This window comes from Variovorax sp. Varisp53, from assembly GCF_059491555.1.
In genome coordinates this window covers 1,029,602-1,047,177 of sequence record NZ_CP168512.1, presented here as the reverse complement: position 1 = coordinate 1,047,177, position 17,576 = coordinate 1,029,602, and the positions used below count along the sequence as shown (strand labels likewise).

15 protein-coding genes are annotated in these 17,576 nt (G+C 65.4%); 4 read left to right on the top strand and 11 right to left on the bottom strand.

The window, feature by feature from the left end; translation table 11 throughout:
• The first annotated feature begins 95 nt into the window (after positions 1 to 95).
• The gene (gene zwf, locus ACEOAB_RS04660) at positions 96 to 1,568 is read left to right on the top strand and encodes a glucose-6-phosphate dehydrogenase (RefSeq protein WP_056594820.1); all 1,473 of its coding nucleotides are present in this window, start codon (positions 96 to 98) and stop codon (positions 1,566 to 1,568) included.
• 22 nt (positions 1,569 to 1,590) lie between these two features.
• On the opposite strand, the gene ygiD is transcribed toward zwf, so the two are convergent.
• From ygiD to ACEOAB_RS04620, 8 genes are all read right to left on the bottom strand, one after another.
• On the bottom strand, positions 1,591 to 2,511 hold the full coding sequence (gene ygiD, locus ACEOAB_RS04655) for a 4,5-DOPA-extradiol-dioxygenase (RefSeq protein ID WP_413749842.1): 921 nt from the start codon (positions 2,509 to 2,511) through the stop codon (positions 1,591 to 1,593).
• 77 nt (positions 2,512 to 2,588) lie between these two features.
• Complete coding sequence (locus ACEOAB_RS04650) at positions 2,589 to 3,596, bottom strand: ABC transporter ATP-binding protein (protein WP_056594822.1); 1,008 nt, start codon at positions 3,594 to 3,596, stop codon at positions 2,589 to 2,591.
• A complete protein-coding gene (locus ACEOAB_RS04645) occupies positions 3,593 to 4,663 on the bottom strand; it encodes an ABC transporter ATP-binding protein (protein WP_495653501.1) in 1,071 nt (356 codons plus the stop codon). The genes ACEOAB_RS04650 and ACEOAB_RS04645 overlap by 4 nt, the downstream gene beginning before the upstream one ends.
• A gap of 134 nt (positions 4,664 to 4,797) precedes the next feature.
• Positions 4,798 to 5,709 carry an ABC transporter permease gene (locus ACEOAB_RS04640; RefSeq protein WP_056509329.1) on the bottom strand — a complete coding sequence of 304 codons (912 nt, stop codon included), beginning with the start codon at positions 5,707 to 5,709 and terminating at the stop codon, positions 4,798 to 4,800.
• 118 nt (positions 5,710 to 5,827) lie between these two features.
• Positions 5,828 to 7,414, bottom strand: coding sequence for an ABC transporter substrate-binding protein (locus tag ACEOAB_RS04635; protein ID WP_056594824.1), 1,587 nt, complete (start codon positions 7,412 to 7,414; stop codon positions 5,828 to 5,830).
• 31 nt (positions 7,415 to 7,445) lie between these two features.
• A complete protein-coding gene (locus tag ACEOAB_RS04630) occupies positions 7,446 to 8,717 on the bottom strand; it encodes a M20 aminoacylase family protein (protein WP_056594826.1) in 1,272 nt (423 codons plus the stop codon).
• Between the two features lie 4 nt (positions 8,718 to 8,721).
• Positions 8,722 to 9,702 carry an ABC transporter permease gene (locus ACEOAB_RS04625; protein ID WP_413750079.1) on the bottom strand — a complete coding sequence of 327 codons (981 nt, stop codon included), beginning with the start codon at positions 9,700 to 9,702 and terminating at the stop codon, positions 8,722 to 8,724.
• A gap of 194 nt (positions 9,703 to 9,896) precedes the next feature.
• Entirely contained in the window at positions 9,897 to 11,159 is a 1,263-nt protein-coding gene (locus tag ACEOAB_RS04620; protein WP_056594830.1) for a porin, read from the bottom strand.
• A gap of 282 nt (positions 11,160 to 11,441) precedes the next feature.
• On the opposite strand from ACEOAB_RS04620, the gene coq7 reads away from it, so the two are divergent.
• Complete coding sequence (gene coq7 / locus ACEOAB_RS04615; protein WP_413750078.1) at positions 11,442 to 12,071, top strand: 2-polyprenyl-3-methyl-6-methoxy-1,4-benzoquinone monooxygenase; 630 nt, start codon at positions 11,442 to 11,444, stop codon at positions 12,069 to 12,071.
• Between the two features lie 9 nt (positions 12,072 to 12,080).
• Here the strand turns inward: coq7 and ACEOAB_RS04610 are convergent, their stop codons facing one another.
• Positions 12,081 to 12,530 carry an OsmC family protein gene (locus ACEOAB_RS04610; protein WP_056594832.1) on the bottom strand — a complete coding sequence of 150 codons (450 nt, stop codon included), beginning with the start codon at positions 12,528 to 12,530 and terminating at the stop codon, positions 12,081 to 12,083.
• A gap of 269 nt (positions 12,531 to 12,799) precedes the next feature.
• On the opposite strand from ACEOAB_RS04610, the gene ACEOAB_RS04605 reads away from it, so the two are divergent.
• Positions 12,800 to 14,014, top strand: coding sequence for a porin (locus ACEOAB_RS04605; RefSeq protein ID WP_413750080.1), 1,215 nt, complete (start codon positions 12,800 to 12,802; stop codon positions 14,012 to 14,014).
• A 92-nt stretch (positions 14,015 to 14,106) separates the two neighbouring features.
• On the opposite strand, the gene ACEOAB_RS04600 is transcribed toward ACEOAB_RS04605, so the two are convergent.
• Positions 14,107 to 15,237, bottom strand: a complete 1,131-nt coding sequence (locus tag ACEOAB_RS04600; RefSeq protein ID WP_056594834.1) for a site-specific integrase — start codon at positions 15,235 to 15,237, stop codon at positions 14,107 to 14,109.
• A 49-nt stretch (positions 15,238 to 15,286) separates the two neighbouring features.
• Between ACEOAB_RS04600 and ilvA the strand changes: the two genes are divergently transcribed.
• Entirely contained in the window at positions 15,287 to 16,903 is a 1,617-nt protein-coding gene (gene ilvA / locus ACEOAB_RS04595) for a threonine ammonia-lyase, biosynthetic (protein WP_056594836.1), read from the top strand.
• A 6-nt stretch (positions 16,904 to 16,909) separates the two neighbouring features.
• Here ilvA and ACEOAB_RS04590 read toward each other — a convergent pair whose 3' ends face one another.
• Positions 16,910 to 17,539 (bottom strand): type II secretion system protein N, encoded by a 630-nt coding sequence (locus ACEOAB_RS04590; RefSeq protein ID WP_495653500.1) that lies wholly within the window; start codon positions 17,537 to 17,539, stop codon positions 16,910 to 16,912.
• Positions 17,540 to 17,576 lie beyond the last annotated feature (37 nt).

Genomic DNA, 17,576 nt, shown 5'->3' with positions numbered 1-17,576 from the left:
TAGTACAGGTCGGGCGAATCGGTACAAGTACCATCGCAAGTGGCCCTCTCGGCGGCCCACGACCTGCTCGGCATTCAGACAAAGGAAAGTTTTTCATGAGCTTCGATCTCGTTCTGTTCGGCGGCACTGGCGATCTCGCGTGGCGCAAGCTCATGCCCGCGTTGTTCCAGGCATTCCGGCACGGCAGCCTGCCGCAAGACGGGCGCATCGTCGGCGTGGCGCGGGACGACCTGTCGGACGACCAGTACCGCGAACTGATCCAGTCGCGCTTCAGCGCGGTCGAGGGCGCCAAGCGGCCTTCTCCCGAGGAGTTCGAGAAGTTCGCGTCGATGCTGCACTTCCTGCGCATGGACCTGTCCAAGCCCGACGACTACGCGCGGCTGGCCGATCTGCTCAAGCAGCGCGACGCGAAGACGATCGTGATGTACGTCGCCACGGCGCCCGCGCTCTTCACGCAGGTGGTCGAGCAGATCGCCGCGGCCGGCCTCAACGGGCCGAGGACGCGCATCGTGCTCGAAAAGCCGCTGGGCCATGACCTCGCCTCCAACCGCGCGATCAACGCCGCGGTCGGCAAGGTGCTCGAGGAGAAGCAGGTCTTTCGCATCGACCACTACCTCGGCAAGCCATCGGTGCAGAACCTGTTCGCGATGCGTTTCGGCAATGCGCTGTTCGAGCCCATCTGGCGCCGGGAGCACATCGCCAACATCCAGATCACCATGGCCGAGGACCTGGGCGTGGAAAAGCGCGGCGCCTTCTACGACCAGACCGGCGCGCTGCGCGACATGGTGCAGAACCACGCGCTGCAGCTGCTGTGCGCGATCGGCATGGAGCCGCCGATCAACTCGCATGCCGACGCCATCCGCGACGAAAAGCTCAAGGTGCTGCGCGCGCTCAAGCCCTGGACGCCCGAAACGCTGGGCCTGCACACGGTGCGCGGCCAGTACACGGCCGGCACGGCCTACGGCGAGCGCGTGCCGGGCTACCGCGACGAGCCGGGCGTGAACCCCGACAGTCGCACCGAGACCTTCGTGGCGCTGCGCACCGAAATCGCCAACTGGCGCTGGGCCGGCGTGCCCTTCTACATCCGCACCGGCAAGCGGCTGGCCTCGCGCGATGCGCGCATCGAGGTCAACTTCAGGCCCACGCCGCATGCGATCTACCGCGCGCCCACCGGCAACGTCAACAAGCTGGTGATCAACCTGCAGCCCAAGGACGGGCTGGAACTGCACATGCTCGCGCAGGCCCAGGACAACCGGCAGCGCGGTGGCAACGGCCACAGCAACGCCGCGCAACTGGCGCCGGTTCAGCTCGACCTCGATTTCGACAAGCGCTTCGGCGCCGAGCGCGTGGGCGCCTACGAGCGCCTGCTGCTCGACGTGATCGACGGCCGCCTCAACCTGTTCGTGCGCAGCGACGAGCAGGAAGAAGCCTGGCGCTGGGTCGAGCCGCTGATCGACAGCTGGGAAGCGGACGGCGGCCCGCGCCCCTATGCGGCCGGCACCTGGGGACCGAGCGCGTCGAGCGCAATGATTGCGCGCGACGGGTTCGCCTGGGGCGAGGAGCAGTAACGCTGCTGCCGCGCCCGCGCGCTCAGCCGAACTGCAGGCAACGCATGCTGAGCGTGCCCGACTGGAATCCCTCGTAGACCGTCTTCGCGCGTTCGCTGATTCCTGCGGCACCGAGGGCGTAGAGGAAGGGGTAGTAGTGGTCCGGCGTCGCCACGGCGGTGGAGGCTCCTTCGAGCTTCGCGTAGTCGATCAGCGCACGGTCGTCCCGGCCTGCCAGTGCCGATTTCACCGCATCGTCGAACGATTGCGCCCATGGCCGGCTGGCGCTCGGCCCGTCGGGCGTTCCGCGGTCGGTGGCGCGCAGGTTGTGCACCACGTTGCCGCTGCCCATCACCAGCACGCCCTTGTCGCGCAGGACTGCGAGGTCGCGCCCCACCGCGTAGTGGAAGGCGGCCGGCTTGTCGTAGTCGATGCTGAGCTGGAACACCGGGATGTCGGCCTTCGGATAGAGATGCTTCAGCACCGACCACGTGCCGTGGTCGAGGCCCCATTGCTCGGTGGCGATCACCGGTGTCTGCTTCACCGCGCCGACGGTCTCGCGGGCGAGTGAAGGATGGCCGGGCGCGGGGTATTCGACGTCGAACAGCGCCTGCGGGAAGCCGCCGAAATCGTGGATCGTCTTCGGCCGCACCTGCATGCCGACACCGGTGGCGCCACGGCTCAGCCAGTGCGCCGACACGCTGAGGATGGCCGACGGCCGTGGCAGCTCCCGGCCCCAGGCCGCCAGTCGGCGTGTGAACGCGTTGTCGCTGATGGCGTTCATTGGCGTGCCGTGGCCGATGAAGACGACCGGCGTGCGACGCTCCGCAGCCGCATGGGCGCGCGATGCCAGGGATGCCAGCACGGCGGTCGCACCGAGCGCGGTGCCCATGACGAAACCGCGGCGGCCCAGTTCGGGTGCGCCTTGCCGTTCGATGTCCGAGAAATTTGCCTTGCCTGCCATGGTTCCCTCCGGGTCAGCCGCCCACTGTGCGGCAGCGCCCGATGCGGTGCAGTGCCTTAACGCACACTTTTCAGCGGCTAGATGCGGCCCTCTTCCACCGCGTGGCAGGCCACCTGAACGCCCGCAATGCTCAGCAGCTTCGGCCGCTCCGAGGAACAACGCGCATTGGCATGCGGGCAGCGCGGATGAAAGGCGCAGCCCGTCGGCGGGTTCAGCGGGTTCGGCACCTCGCCCTGCACCGGCGTGCGCGAGCGCCCGGTGTGCTTCATCTGCGGAATGGCATCGAGCAGCATGCGCGTGTACGGATGCCGCGGCTCGGCAAAGAGCTTCTGCTTGTCGGCCACCTCGACCAGCCGGCCGAGGTACATCACGCCGACCTGGTCGGCCACGTGGCGCACCACGGCAAGGTTGTGCGAGATGAACAGGTAGGTCAGGCCCTGCTCGCGCTGCAGGTCCTTCATGATGTTGAGCACCTGCGCCTGCACGCTCACGTCGAGCGCGGAGGTGGGCTCATCGCACACCAGGAACTCGGGCTGCGTGGCGAGTGCGCGCGCGATCGAGATGCGCTGGCGCTGGCCGCCAGAGAACTGGTGCGGATACTTGCTCATGTCCAGCGGCGACAGGCCGACCGACTTGAGCAGCTCGCCCACGCGCTCGCGCAGCGCGGCCTTCTCACTCAGGATGCCGTGCTCGCGCAGCGGCTCGCCGATGATGTCCTCGACGATCCAGCGCGGATTCAGGCTCGCGTAGGGGTCCTGGAAGATCATCTGGATACGGCGGCGCAGCTTGCGGCCGTCGGGTGTCTTGAACGCGGCATGCGCGTCCTGCCCGTCGAACTGCAGGCCACCGCGCGTGGGCGCGTACAGGCCCACCAGCAGGCGCGCCACGGTGCTCTTGCCGCAGCCCGATTCGCCCACCAGCGCGAGCGTCTTGCCGCGCTCGATGGAAAAGCTCACGCCGTCGACCGCATGCAGCAGCACGCGCGGCTTGCGTTCGAGCACGCGGTTGAGCCAGGGTGGAGAGACGTCGAAGGTGCGCGCGAGGTCGTGCGCGACCACGAGCGGTTCATTCGCGGCGGCGCTCATCGCGTCGCCTCCGCGAGAGGCTCGGCCGCTTCAGGCGCGGCGCGTTCGCCGGCCGACAGCGCATCGTGGTGCTTCGCCGCGATCTCGGCCTGGCCGACGTGCGGGTCGGTCGCGTCGTGCAGCCAGCAGGCGGCGCGCGTGGCGCCGGCATGCATGAGCTCGGGCCGCTCGACGAGGCAGCGCGCAAAGGTGCGCGGGCAGCGCGGGTTGTAGGCGCAGCCGGTGGGAATGGCATTGAGCCGCGGCATCGCGCCGTCGATCTGGTTGAGCCGCTCGCGGTCGCTCGTCATGTCGGGAATCGAGGCCATCAGGCCCGAGGTGTAGGGATGCGCGGGCTGGTGGATCACCTCGTGCACCGGGCCGATCTCGGCGATGCGGCCTGCGTACATCACGGCCACGCGGTCGCAGGTTTCGGCGATCACGCCCATGTCGTGCGTGATCAGCATCACCGCCGCGCCGCGGTCCTTGCACACCTGCTTGAGCAACTGGATGATCTGCGCCTGGATCGACACGTCGAGCGCGGTCGTCGGCTCGTCGGCCACGATGAGCTTGGGCTCGGCTGCGAGTGCCAGCGCAATGACCACGCGCTGCCGCATGCCACCCGAGAACTGGTGCGGGAAGTGGTCGATGCGCTGCTCGGCGGCGGGGATGCCTGTGTCCTGCAGCAGGCCGATGGCCCGCTTGCGCGCTTCGGATTCCGACACAGGCAGGTGCGCGCGAATGGTCTCGACCAGCTGCCGGCCCACGGTGTAGAGCGGGTTCAGCGAGGTCAGCGGATCCTGGAAGATCGCGCCGATCTTGCGGCCGCGAATCGGCCGCATCGCATCGAAGCCGAGGTTGTCGATGCGCTGGCCGTCCAGCACGATCTCGCCGCTGGCCACGCGGCCCGGCGGTTCGAGCAGGCCGATGATGGCCGCGCCCGTGAGTGACTTGCCGGCGCCCGATTCGCCCACCACGCCGAGGATTTCACCAGGCGCGATGTCGAAGGAAATGCGGTCGAGCGCGCGCAGCGTGCCGCGGCGGCCTGGAAATTCGACGACGAGGTCTTTGACTTGCAGCAAGCTCATGGCGCTACCTTCCACCGAACTCCACGGGGTGACATATCAGGAACACCGCGGAACCGGCTTTGCCGGGCCGCAGGTGTTGCCCCCTGCAAGGGGGTTGGCGAAGCGACACGAAGTGCGCGCAGACTGGGGGGTGATCATCTGAGTCGCGGGTTGAGCGCGTCGCGCAGCCAGTCGCCGAGCAGGTTCACGCTGAGTGCGATCAGCACCAGCATCAGGCCCGGAAACACCGTGATCCACCATTCGCCCGAGAACAGGTACTGGTTGCCGATGCTGATGAGCGTGCCCAGCGAAGGCGAGGTCGGCGGCACGCCGACGCCGAGAAACGAGAGCGTGGCCTCGGTGATGATCGCGGTCGCGACCTGGATCGTGGCCAGCACCATCACCGGCCCCATCACGTTGGGCAGCACGTGGCGCAGCATGATGCGCAACGGCGCCACGCCGGTGACGCGCGCGGCCTGCACGTACTCCTTGTTGCGCTCCACCAGCGTGGAGCCGCGCACCGTGCGCGCGTACTGCACCCAGCCGGTCAGCGAGATGGAGATGATCAGCACGCCGAAGGCCAGCGACTCGTGCGCGCCGGGAAAGAGCGCGCGGCCGACGCCGGCGATGAGCAGCGCCACCAGGATGGGCGGGAACGACAGCATCACGTCGCACACGCGCATCAGGAAGGAATCGAGCCAGCCGCCGAAGAAACCGGCCAACAGGCCCAGCACCACGCCGACGGCGAGCGACAACGCCACCGACACGAGGCCGACGATCAGCGAGATGCGCGCGCCGTAGATCACGGCCGAGAGAATGTCACGGCCCTGGTCGTCGGTGCCGAGCAGGTACTTGGAAGAGCCTTCGGCGCTCCATGCGGGCGGCAGGCGCGCATCGCCGAGTTCGAGCGTGGCCAGGTCGAAGGGGTTGTGCGGCGACACCCAGCCGGCGAACACCGCGCAGATGACGCAGGCCAGCGCGATCAGCGCCGCGACGATGGCCACGGGCGAGGTACGGAAGCTGTAGCCGACATCGCTGTCGAGCCAGCGGGCTAGTGTTTTTTTCATCGTGAGGCCAATCCGCGTAAGGCCGCCGCCGGGCCGCCCCAAGGCGGCCGTGCCACCCCCCCGGGGGGTGGCGAATTACACGCAGCGCAGCGGAGTGAAAAGCCGGGGGCAGGCATCCTTATGGCTTGATGCTCATCCACTTGAAGGGCATGTAGTTGTCGGCCATTTGCGTGAGCGACACCTTCTTGCTGACACCCCAGGCCAGCGTCTGCTGGTGCAGCGGCAAGTGGCCGATGTCGGCGGTGTGGATGTCGAAGGCTTCCTTGATCATCGCGTCGCGCTTGGTCTTGTCGGTTTCCGACTGGATCTTCTTCGTCAGCTCGTCGAGCTTCGGATTGCAGTACGCGCCCAGGTTGAACTGGCCGGCGCCGGTCTTGTCGTCGGGGCAGGCCATCAGCGCGGTCAGCGCGTTGTGCGAGTCGTAGGTGGTCGGGGTCCAGCCCAGCATGTAGAAGCTGGTGTCGCGGCGCAGCACCTTGGGGAAGTAGGTGCCCTTGGTCTCGGCCGCGAGGTTGATCTTGACGCCGATCTTCGCCAGGTTCGCCGCCACGCTCTGGCAGATCTGGCCGTCGTTCACGTAGCGGTCGTTCGGGCAGTTCATGGTCACTTCGAAGCCGCTCGGATAGCCGGCGTCGGCCAGCAGCTTCTTGGCGCCTTCGACGTCGAGCGGCAAGCGCTTGTCCTGGGCTTCGGTCCAGCCGTTGATACCGGGGCCGACCATCAGACCGGTCGGACGCGAGGCGCCGCGCATCACGGTGCGCTGGATGCCGGCGATGTCGATGGCCTGGTAGAAGGCCTGGCGCACGCGCTTGTCCTTGAACGGGTTCTTGCCCTTCACGTTCGAGTAGAGCAGTTCGTCGCGCTTCTGGTCCATGCCCAGGAAGATCGTGCGCAGCTCGGGGCCGGCGATGACGCGCGCCGTCGGGCTGGCGTTGACGCGCGCGATGTCCTGCACCGGCACGGGTTCCATCACGTCGACTTCGCCCGAGATCAGCGCGGCGACGCGGGTGGCCGGATTGGCGATCGGCGTGAAGATGATCTCTTGCGCGTTGCCTTCGATCTTGCCCCAGTAGGTCGGATTGCGCGTGAAGACCGTGCGCACGTTCGGCTGGCGCTCGCGCACGCGGTACGGGCCGGTGCCGTTGGCCTTGAACGAGGCGGTGTTCTCGATGCCTTTGCGGCGGTCCACGGGCGTGACGGCCTTGTTTTCCTCGCACCACTTCTTGCTCATGATCATGAGCTGCGTGATCACGTCGGGGAGGATCGGGAACGGACCCTTGGTCTCGATCTCGATGGTGTGCGAGTCGACCTTGCGCACTTCCTTGATGTCGGTGGTGTTGGACTTCATGTCCGAGCCGTCGCCCGATGCGCGCGCGAAGCTGAAGAGAACGTCGTCGGCGGTGAACGGCGTACCGTCGTGGAACTGCACGTTCTTGCGCAATTCGAAGCGCCACACGGTGGGCGAGGTCTGCTTCCAGCTCGTGGCGAGCAGCGGCGCGACGCTCAGGTCCTTGTTGCGCCCGACCAGCGTTTCATACACGTTGGCCGTGGTGCTCAGCTGCAGCGATTCGTTGAGCGAGTGCGGGTCGAGCGATAGCGCGTCACCCTGGTTTGCAACACGGATGGTCTGCGCGCCGGCGACCAGGCTGACGGCGCCCAGCGCGCACAAAACGGCGGCCGCGGCCACATTCTTCTTGAAACTCATGGGAACACTCCTCGGGTTGGAATCAAACACATCACGTCGCCGCGGTGGCGGCGGCTTTCTCTGGCCGCGCACCGCGGGTAGCGGAAAGCGGCATGCCCTGCTCGATCAGGCCCGCATGCAGCGCGGCACCGAGCGGCAGGATCTCGTCGTTGAAGTCGTAGCGGCTGTTGTGCAGGAAGGCGCCTTCGCGCACGTCCTGCCCGATGCGCAGGTAGGCGCCCGCTTTTTTCTGCAGCATGAAGGAGAAGTCTTCGGCGCCCATGCTGGGCTCCATGCTGCGCTCGACGTTCTTTGCGCCCACCAGCGACTCGGCCACGTCGGCCGCAAACATGGCCTCGGGCGCGGTATTGATGGTGGCCGGGTAGATGCGCTCGTACTTGATCGTGGCGGTCGCGCCGAAGCCGCCTGCGATGGCCGTGCACAGTTCGGTCAGGCGCTGCTCGACCTGCGCCTGCACGCGTGCGCTGAAGGTGCGCACCGTGCCGACCAGCGTGGCCTCGCCGGGCACCACGCTCATCGCGCCGAGGTCGCCGGCCTGCATCGCGCAGATGCTGACGACGGCCGCGTCGATCGGGCGCACGTTGCGCGAAACGATGGTCTGGGCCGCGGTGATGATGTGCGCCGCGACGATCACGGGGTCGATGGTCTGGTAGGCATGCGCCCCGTGACCGCCCTTGCCCTTGATCTCGATGGTCACGCGATCGGCCGCGGCCATCATCGCGCCGCGGTTGATGCCCACGGTGCCGGCCGGCATGGCGGGCCAGTTGTGCATCGCGTAGACGGCGTTGACGGGGAAGCGGTCGAACAGGCCGTCCTCGATCATCACGCGTGCACCAGCGAAGCCTTCCTCACCGGGCTGGAAGATGAGCACTGCAGTGCCGTCAAAGTCGCGCGTCTCGGCCAGGTAGCGCGCGGCACCGACCAGCATTGCGGTGTGGCCGTCGTGGCCGCAGCCATGCATCAGGCCGTCGCTGGCGGAGCGCCAGCCGAAGTCGTTGTCCTCGCGCATCGGCAGCGCGTCCATATCGGCGCGCAGGCCGATCATGCGGCCGCTGGCGGTCGAACGGCCGCGGATGACACCGACCACGCCCGTCTTGCCAATGCCTTCGTGGATCTCGTCGACGCCGCAGGCGCGCAGGGCCTCGCGCACGCGGCCGGATGTGTAGACCTCTTCGAAGCCAAGTTCGGGGTGTGCGTGCAGGTCGCGGCGAAAAGCGGTGATCTCGGGGTAGAAGTTCGCGATGTGCGCGAACGCGCGTCCGGAAGCCTTGAGGCGCGGGGCCGTGGATGTGGTTGCCGTCATGATGTCAATGACCTCCCGCCTTGCCCACGCGCAGCCGCGGATCGACCACGAAATACAGCAGGTCGACCACGAGGTTGATCACCACGAAGATCAAGGCAATGAGACACAGGTAGGCCGCCATCACCGGGATGTCGGCGAAGGTCACGGCCTGGATGAACAGCAGGCCCATGCCGGGCCACTGGAACACCGACTCGGTGATGATGGCAAAGGCAATCAGGCCGCCGAGCTGCAGGCCGGTGATGGTCATCACCGGCACCAGCGTGTTCTTGAGCGCATGGCCGAAGTGGATGGCGCGGTTCGACAGGCCTCGTGCGCGCGCGAACTTGATGTAGTCGGTGCGCAGCACCTCGAGCGTCTCGGCGCGCACCAGCCGCATGATCAGCGTGAGCTGGAAGATCGCCAGCGTCACCGCCGGCAGCACGATGTGGTGCCAGCCGTCGGCGCTGAACAGGCCGCTGGTCCACCAGCCGAATGTCACGGTCTCGCCGCGGCCGAAGCTCGGGAACCAGCCCAGCGTGACCGCGAAGACGAGGATCAGCAGGATGCCGATCAGGAAGGTCGGCAGCGAAACGCCGAGCAGCGACACGGTCATGAACACCTGGCTCATGAAGGTGCCGCGGCGCAGCGCGGTGTACACGCCCATCGGAATGCCGATGAACAACGCCAGCACCGCCGCCACGAGTGCCAGTTCGAGCGTGGCGGGAAAGCGTTCGCCGATCAGCCGCGAGACCTTCGCGCCCTGGCGCAGGCTCAGGCCGAACTCGCCTTGTGCAGCGTTGACAAGAAAGTGCCCGAACTGCACGAAGAAGGGTTGGTCGAGCCCCAATGCGGAGCGCAGCTCGCGGATCTGTTCGGGCTTGGCGTCCTGCCCCAGCAGAAACACGACAGGGTCGCCAACATATTGAAAGAGGAGGAAGGCGATGAACGCGACCGCGATCATCACGATCACGGCCTGGATCAAACGGCGCAATACAAAAGCGATCATTCAGCAAACAAAGTGAACGGGCATGCTAGCAGTGCAAGGTGCGTGCCCGCACGGTGATTCCCCGGGGGTGCACGCAGATGGTGCTCTTTGCCAACATGATTCGCGATGATCGCGCCCGAACGAAAAAAGCCACTCGACTTTCGTCGAGTGGCTTTTGAGCTTTTGATTCGAAGCTGGCTTACGCCAGCGTCAAATTAGAAAGCGTGACGGATACCGAAGTCGTAGCCGGTGGAGCTCTTCGGGGTGAAGGCGCCAGCTGCGTTGTTGTAGAAGGCCGGGCCGCCAACCGTGTAGCCAGCGCCGTTCTTGTTGCTGACGCGAGCGATCGTTGCGTACAGAGCCGTGCGCTTCGACAGGTTGTGCACGTAGCCCAGAGCGATCTTGTTGGCCTTGGGATCAGGCGTGTTCACAGCGAACAGCGTGGTAGGCGTGTTCGTGTCGAGCTTGACGTGCGACCACGAAGCGCGGATCAGGCCAGCGCCGACCGGCACGGTCACGCCGAGCAGGTAGCCGGTCAGATCGATGTCGGGACGGCCGCCAGCCAGCGGGGTCACTTCGTAGTCGATCTTGTTCTTGGCCTTCGACACTTCACCGAACAGCTTCACGGGACCGAAGTCATACGAAGCGCCCAGGTTCAGGGTGTTGACCTTGGTGGTCGTGCCGACGTAGTAGTCGTCGCCAACGGTGCTGCTGCCATAAGCCAGCGCAACGTCCAGAGGACCGTTTGCGTAGCCGAAGCGACCACCGATGTAACGGCCTTGACGCTGCGAGTTCAGCGTAGCGGGCGTGAAGATGCCCGAGTCGTACTTGGTCTTCTCAGCCAGGGCGTATTGCACTTGGCCGTAGAAACCACCCAGGTTCGGCGGCAGGAAGTAGCCGATCGAGTTGCTGGCGCGAACGTAGTTGCTCGAACCCACGTTGGTGAACGGAGCGGTCGAAGCTGCGGGCGTACCGAAGTTGCCGAAAGCGGTGTTGGCGGTCGAAACCAGGTTGGTGCCAACGCCGTTGGTGCCGAACGGATCGAACACGGTGTCGTTCCAGAACGTCGGGGTGTAGTCACGACCCAGGCGGACTTCACCGAAACCACCCGACAGGCTCACGGTCGAACGACGAGCGAACGTCGCAATACCTTGCTGGCCGTCGTCATTGGAGATCGGAGCTTCGAGCCAGAAGCTAGCTGCCAGGCCACCGCCGAGGTCTTCCGTACCACGGAAGCCGATGCGGCTCGAGTTGTAACCCGAGTTAGCCAGTTCACGACGGCTGGTCTTGACCGAACCTTGGTTCAGGTAGACGGGGATACCGAAAGCGTTGGGGAACACGGTCGCGCGGTTGTCGCGGGCGGTGTTCGAATAGCCGCTGATCGACGCGTCGACCACACCAAACAGCGTGACGGACGACTGAGCCGAGGCAACACCGGCAACAGCCAGGGCAGCCAGAGCAACTAGAGATTTTTTCATTGCAAGTTTCTCCAAGGTTAAACATAGGGCTCCGGTGCGAAGGGCTCACCGTGACTGGCACTTTTGTGCTCCCACCGGACCCCGGGCCAACCTCCTTTTGGGAAGTTGATGCTATTGCACCAGAGCCGATGCGGCAGGGCAAAACAATTCGCCCGAAATCTTGGATGGCCCGCGCGTTTCGTTGCACGCCTGCAACAAAGGACTTAGGCCTCGCCACACACCACCATGTGAAATATGACAAGGCTTCCGCATGGCATTTCGCATGTGCGTTCAAATAGGCGCATGACGCTCATGATCGACTCCGTCCTGACCGCGGCAGACGCGGCGTTGCGCACCCTTTTCGCGCGCCCCCACGCCACGCGGGCAACGCCCGCCCCCTCATTGGCGCCCAGCGAACTGAGTGAAGTGGAACGCCGGGAGGCCGGCGCGCTGATGCGGGTGAACCACGTCGGCGAAGTCTGTGCACAGGCGCTTTACACGGCCCAGGCGGCCGTGGCGCGGGACCCTGCGCTGCGCGCCCATTTCATCGAGGCGGCGCATGAGGAGACCGATCATCTGGCCTGGACCCGCCAGCGTCTGGACGAACTGGGCGCACGCCCGTCGCTCCTGAACCCTCTCTGGTATGCGGGCGCCTTCGGCTTCGGTCTGGTTGCGGGCCGCCTCGGGGACCCGCTGAGCCTGGGGTTCGTTGCGGAAACCGAGCGTCAGGTGGAGGCCCACCTGGAAAGCCACCTTGGCCGCCTCCCGCCCGCAGACAGCGCCTCCAAGGCAGTGGTCGAGCAGATGAAGCTCGACGAAGCCCGCCACGCGTCGCAGGCTGTCAACGCCGGCGCAGCGGAACTCCCGGCGCCAGCCAAGGCCCTGATGCGCGTGGCTTCCCGCGTGATGACCACGGTAGCGCACCGCATCTAGGCCATTCGCTCAAGTTTCGATCAGATCGAAACTGGTGGTGATCTCGGCAGTCTTCGCCAGCATGATGCTGGCGGAGCAGTAGGTTTCGTGGCTCAACGCAACGGCGCGCTCCACGGCGGAGGCCGGAATTCCCTTGCCCGCCACGGTGAAGTGCATGTGGATCTTCGTAAAGACCTTGGGGTCCTTTTCCGCGCGCTCGCTGGTCAGCTTGACGCTGCAGCGCTCGACGCGATGGCGTCCGCGCTTCAGTATCAGCACCACGTCGTAGGCGGTGCATCCCCCGGTGCCGGCAAGAACGGTCTCCATCGGCCGTGCGGCGAGGTTCTGGCCACCGTTCTCGGGTTTCGCGGCATCGGGGGCGCCGTCCATCATCAGGACGTGGCCGCTGCCCGTCTCGGCAACGAAGCCCATGGCCGATCGCGTGCCTGTGTCACCGGTCCAACTCACTGTGCATTCCATGGTTTTCGGGGCTCCAAGTCTGGGATGCCGGGCAAAAATACACGCCGGCCTCCCTTTGTGTGTGGGAAAAGCATCACTCGCTTGTTGCAACGCAACAAACAGTCGATATACTTTATTTCATTGCGCGCCCGGTTGTGCGCACCCAGTTGTCTCCTCCACCCTTCCAATTGGTGGATTTAGCCCCGAGCTGCAAAGCTCGGGGCTTTTTTCTTTTCAGCCCCTGGCCGGCTCGGCGCCACTCTAGGTTTCGCGCCGAAAGGGCAGTTGCTCTGGCTGCCCTGGCTGTTGCCGGTGTTGCCTCGGCTCAGTCGCACGTCACGCTGTTTGGTGTGGTCGACGCGTCGATCAGCGGGTACTCGAACAGCTCGCGTGACCTGAACAACGGCGTGACGTACAACGCCCTCGGCTTCCCGGTTGCCTACAACCCGTTCTACGTGAACCAGGGCAGCGTCAGGGTCAGCCGCCGTGAACTGGCCAACTCGGCCTACAACGCCAGCAAACTGGGCTTCCGTGGTACGGAAGACCTCGGCGGTGGTCTGGCGGCCAGCTTCTGGCTCGAAGCTCCGATCAAGAACGACGACGGCTCGGAAGGTGTTGCCACCTTCTCCCGCCGTTCGACCGTGAGCCTGTCGGGAGGCTTCGGCGAAGTCCGCCTCGGCCGCGACTACACCCCGACGTTCTGGAACAACACCGTGTTCGACCCGTTCGGTACCAGCGGCGTCGGCACGAACCTGGTCCAAACGGCCACCAGCGCTTTTGGCAACCCGACCCGCGCCAGCAACACTATCGGCTACTTCCTGCCGCCGAACCTCGGTGGTTTCTACGGCCAATTGCAGTACGGCTTCCACGAAAAGGACAAGTACAGCCCCGGCTCGGCTCCTGGTGTGGCCACGCCTCCTGTGATCAACAATTCGCGCACCGGCCGCTACGTCGGCGGCCGCTTCGGCTACGCAAACGGCCCCCTGGACGTTGCGCTGGCTTATGGCAGCAGCACCGTTGGCGACAACTACTACGCCGGCACGACCACCAAGGTCAACACCTTGAACCTGGGCGCTTCATATGACTTCGGCCCCGTGAAGCTCTTCGGCGAACTGTCTCGAGCCAAGAGGAAAATCGACATTGACGGCGACTTCTTCGTCCGGCCGGCCGCCGTGGCACCGGACAAGCTCAACGGCTGGCTGGTGGGTGTGACGGCCCCCGTGGGTGCCGGCCTGATCCGGGCATCGTATTCGGCAGTGAAGTACAAGACGGACGACAACAATCCGTACTTCGACACACCGGACAAGAAGGCCAACAAGCTGGCACTCGGCTACGTGCACAACCTGTCGAAGCGCACGGCCCTGTACGCAACGATCGCTCGCATCAGCAACAAGAACGGCGCTGGCTACACGGTTGGCGGCCCGGTCTTCTACAACAACGCAGCCAACGTCTTCACCCCGAAGACCTCCACCGGCTACGACTTCGGCATCCGCCACGCCTTCTGACAGAGTCTGATCCGATGCTGGCAGCAGCCAGTTCGAGTCGATTCAGTGTCAAGCCGCCCAGCTTATGCCGGGCGGCTTTTTGGCTTTTCCTCTCAACTCGCGCGGCCGCGCCTGCTTTGCAGCAACCCCACATTCATTTCTCCGCTCAGAACCGAAGCGTAGAAACGTTCGACCATGTTGACGCTCGTTCGCGCATTGCGCGCCAAGGTCAGCATGTCGATTCCCTGGCCGTACAACAGTCGCAGCGTGATGGCGGTATGGCGCAGGCAGTAGAGCGTCCTCGACTGGCCCAGCGGTCCTTTTTCAAGACCGCTCTCCTCGAGCACCCAATGGAAAAGAAAGTTGAGCACGGCGAGCGCGTGCTCGCGATTCTTCAACTGCGGCAGGAAGAGATAGTCGTCCGCCGCGCCGAAGCCATGTTCGCGGCGATGAGCGAGCAAGCACTCGTAGACCCGCACCGCCGGCCGCAGGCTCACGATCGGCTGGCTGTGCCGCTTGGTCTCCGGCAGGTTCATGCGCAAATAGACATGCTTGCTCCGCACGATCTCGATGTGCTTGTGCTTCATGAGCTTGATGTCGCTCGGACGCACGAAGGTGTTCACCATCCAGCGGATCAGCCAGGGCAGTTCGTCCGGCATGGCGAGCAGTTCGCGCGCAATCCAGAAACGTTCGCCGGCCGCGAGCTGGGCGAGCACCGGATGCGCGTGCCCGCGCAAGCTGCGCGCGGTCTTGATGATCGCCCGGTACTCCGCAACGCTGAAGCTGCCGCGCGGCTGGCTGCGCACCTTGACCTTCGGGAATGCGGGCACATCGCGAAGCACGCCGATGTGCACGCCATGCATCACCACCTTGCGCAACAGCACGAGGTACTGCGCAATCGTCGTGCTGCTGAAGCCCTGTTCTCCGAGGCGATCGATCAAGCGTTGTGCGTCGGACGTTGCAAACGACTGCGCCGGCACATCACCCAGCAACGGAACGATGTGCGCACGCAATCTGTTGCCCATCACCTGCCACGTGGGGCGGCCGATTTCGTTTCGCCGAACCCGCGCGGCCTCGGCCTGCATCAGCCCTTTCGAAAGATCACTGACAGAAATTGATAACAGATTTTTTTCAATTGTGAACTGATTGGCGGCCACAGGGGCCGGCGGACAGGTGCGTCCAAAAAAACCTGAATCATTTGCAGCTGGGGCGTTGCTGAAGAGGTTTATGACATTTGTGTCCATGTCATACCCGCATGCAATCCCGATGCCTCTTATCATCGACAGTTAGCAAATGAAAACTCCCTTGGAAAAAACCGTGCGCAATGCACCTGTTAATCCGGCGCTGACGCCCGCCGACTATCTCAGAAAAATTCTCAACGCCCGGGTCTACGACGTTGCCGTCGAGTCCGCACTTGAGAAAGCGCGCGCGCTCAGCGAACGGCTGGGCAACACCGTGCTGCTCAAGCGCGAAGACCAGCAGCCGGTCTTCAGCTTCAAGCTGCGCGGCGCCTATAACAAGATGGCGCACCTGAGTGCTGCGCAATTGGCGAGCGGCGTTATTTGCGCATCGGCCGGCAATCACGCGCAAGGCGTTGCATTGGGTGCACGCAAGCTCGGCACGCGCGCGGTGATCGTGATGCCGGTGACCACACCCAAATTGAAGATCGATGCGGTGCGCGGCTTCGGCGGCGAAATCGTGCTGCACGGCGACAGCTATTCGGATGCCTATCTGCACGCACTCGAATTGCAGGCCCAGCAAAACCTGACCTTCGTGCATCCCTTCGATGACCCCGACGTCATTGCCGGCCAGGGCACCATCGCCATGGAAATCCTGCGGCAGCACCAGGGCCCGCTCGATGCCGTGTTCGTCGCGATCGGCGGAGGCGGCCTGATCTCCGGCGTGGCCAACTACATCAAGGCCGTGCGTCCCGAGATCAAGGTGATCGGCGTGCAGATGAACGACTCCGACGCGATGATGCAATCGGTCGCGGCGCACCAGCGCGTGAACCTGCCCGACGTCGGCCTGTTCTCGGACGGCACGGCCGTCAAGCTGGTCGGCGAGGAAACCTTCCGCATCGCCAGCGAACTGGTCGACGAATACATCGCGGTAGACACCGATGCCGTGTGCGCGGCCATCAAGGACGTCTTCGTGGACACGCGCAGCATCGTCGAACCGGCGGGTGCGTTGGCGGTCGCGGCCATCAAGGAATACGTTGCACAGCACGGCCGCCACGGCGAGACCTACGCGGCCATCCTGTGCGGCGCCAACATGAACTTCGACCGGCTGCGTTTCGTCGCGGAACGCGCCGAGGTCGGCGAAGAACGCGAGGCGCTGTTCGCCGTCACCATTCCCGAGGAGCGCGGCAGCTTCCGCCGCTTCTGCGAACTGATCGGCGAGATGCCCGCGAGCGATGCTGAAGCTGCGTTGGGCGGTGGTGGCGCACCGCGCAACGTGACCGAGTTCAACTACCGCATCAGCGACGCGGCCAAGGCGCACGTGTTCGTCGGTCTCACGACCTCGGCGCGCGGAGAGTCGGCCGTCATCGCGCAGACCTTCAACGAGCACGGCTTCGACGCGCTCGACCTCACGCACGACGAGCTCGCCAAGGAGCATCTACGGCACCTCGTGGGCGGACGCACCGGCCTCGCGCACGACGAGCGCCTGCTGCGCTTCGTGTTTCCCGAGCGTCCCGGTGCGCTGCTCAAGTTCCTGAGCCTGATGCGGCCGAACTGGAACATCAGCCTGTTCCACTACCGCAACCAGGGCGCCGACTACGGCCGCATCCTCGTAGGCCTGCAGGTGCCGGCCGGCGAAGCCGCCGAGTTCGACGCCTTCCTCGAAACGCTGGGCTATCCCTACGTCGAGGAAACGGCCAACCCCGCGTACCGCCTGTTCCTGCAGGCCTGAAAAAAGCTACTGCGCGGGCGCCTGCGGCGGCGGCGCCATCGCTGCAGGCTGCTGCAACGGGCCAGCCGGCTGCTGTGGCTGCTGCTGCAATTGCGGCGGAGCCACCACGGCCGGCATCGTCGCGGGCAGAGGCCCGGCCGGCAGAGCCATCGGCACCGCCGGCAACCCCGGGCTGGAAATGCTGATCGGCGCACGCACCGGCAGTTGCAGCGTGAACGCCGCCGGCCCGTCGGCCCGCGCGCCGATGGTCGCCGAACGCAGGCCCACCGACTGCAGCACATAGTTGTCGCCGACCGCCGAGCCGACACGGAACGGCCGCGGCGGCTTGCCGTCGATGGAGATCAGCGCGGCGCCCTGCTGCGAAGGGTCTGCCACCACACCCGACAGGGCGAAACGGCTGGCCGCCTCGGGCGCCACCGCTGCCGTACGGGACGCGGGCAGCACGCCCAGCAGCCGTGCCACCGAATCCGAATCGGCCGCCACCGAAGGCCGCGGCATCGTTGCCGCCGCTGCCACGGCCAGCGCCGGCGAAGCCAGGCGCAGCGCCCAGAACACGGCAGCGCCGGCCGCCAACGCCCAAAGCCCGGTCGTAGCAAGTGGGGCATGCCAGCGGGCGGCGGAGTAAGGACTTGTCATGGCCGCGGATTATCATGCAGCGCGCCTTCCGAATCAT

Excerpts from the sequence above, each read along its gene's own strand:
- ACEOAB_RS04620 (WP_056594830.1), bottom strand. The coding sequence starts at position 11,159 with ATGAAAAAATCTCTAGTTGCTCTGGCTGCCCTGGCTGTTGCCGGTGTT.
- zwf (WP_056594820.1), top strand. The coding sequence starts at position 96 with ATGAGCTTCGATCTCGTTCTGTTCGGCGGCACTGGCGATCTCGCGTGG.
- ACEOAB_RS04610 (WP_056594832.1), bottom strand. The coding sequence starts at position 12,530 with ATGGAATGCACAGTGAGTTGGACCGGTGACACAGGCACGCGATCGGCC.
- coq7 (WP_413750078.1), top strand. The coding sequence starts at position 11,442 with ATGACGCTCATGATCGACTCCGTCCTGACCGCGGCAGACGCGGCGTTG.
- ACEOAB_RS04590 (WP_495653500.1), bottom strand. The coding sequence starts at position 17,539 with ATGACAAGTCCTTACTCCGCCGCCCGCTGGCATGCCCCACTTGCTACG.
- ACEOAB_RS04625 (WP_413750079.1), bottom strand. The coding sequence starts at position 9,702 with ATGATCGCTTTTGTATTGCGCCGTTTGATCCAGGCCGTGATCGTGATG.
- ilvA (WP_056594836.1), top strand. The coding sequence starts at position 15,287 with ATGAAAACTCCCTTGGAAAAAACCGTGCGCAATGCACCTGTTAATCCG.
- ACEOAB_RS04645 (WP_495653501.1), bottom strand. The coding sequence starts at position 4,663 with ATGAGCTTGCTGCAAGTCAAAGACCTCGTCGTCGAATTTCCAGGCCGC.
- ygiD (WP_413749842.1), bottom strand. The coding sequence starts at position 2,511 with ATGGCAGGCAAGGCAAATTTCTCGGACATCGAACGGCAAGGCGCACCC.
- ACEOAB_RS04635 (WP_056594824.1), bottom strand. The coding sequence starts at position 7,414 with ATGAGTTTCAAGAAGAATGTGGCCGCGGCCGCCGTTTTGTGCGCGCTG.
- ACEOAB_RS04600 (WP_056594834.1), bottom strand. The coding sequence starts at position 15,237 with ATGGACACAAATGTCATAAACCTCTTCAGCAACGCCCCAGCTGCAAAT.
- ACEOAB_RS04650 (WP_056594822.1), bottom strand. The coding sequence starts at position 3,596 with ATGAGCGCCGCCGCGAATGAACCGCTCGTGGTCGCGCACGACCTCGCG.
- ACEOAB_RS04640 (WP_056509329.1), bottom strand. The coding sequence starts at position 5,709 with ATGAAAAAAACACTAGCCCGCTGGCTCGACAGCGATGTCGGCTACAGC.
- ACEOAB_RS04630 (WP_056594826.1), bottom strand. The coding sequence starts at position 8,717 with ATGACGGCAACCACATCCACGGCCCCGCGCCTCAAGGCTTCCGGACGC.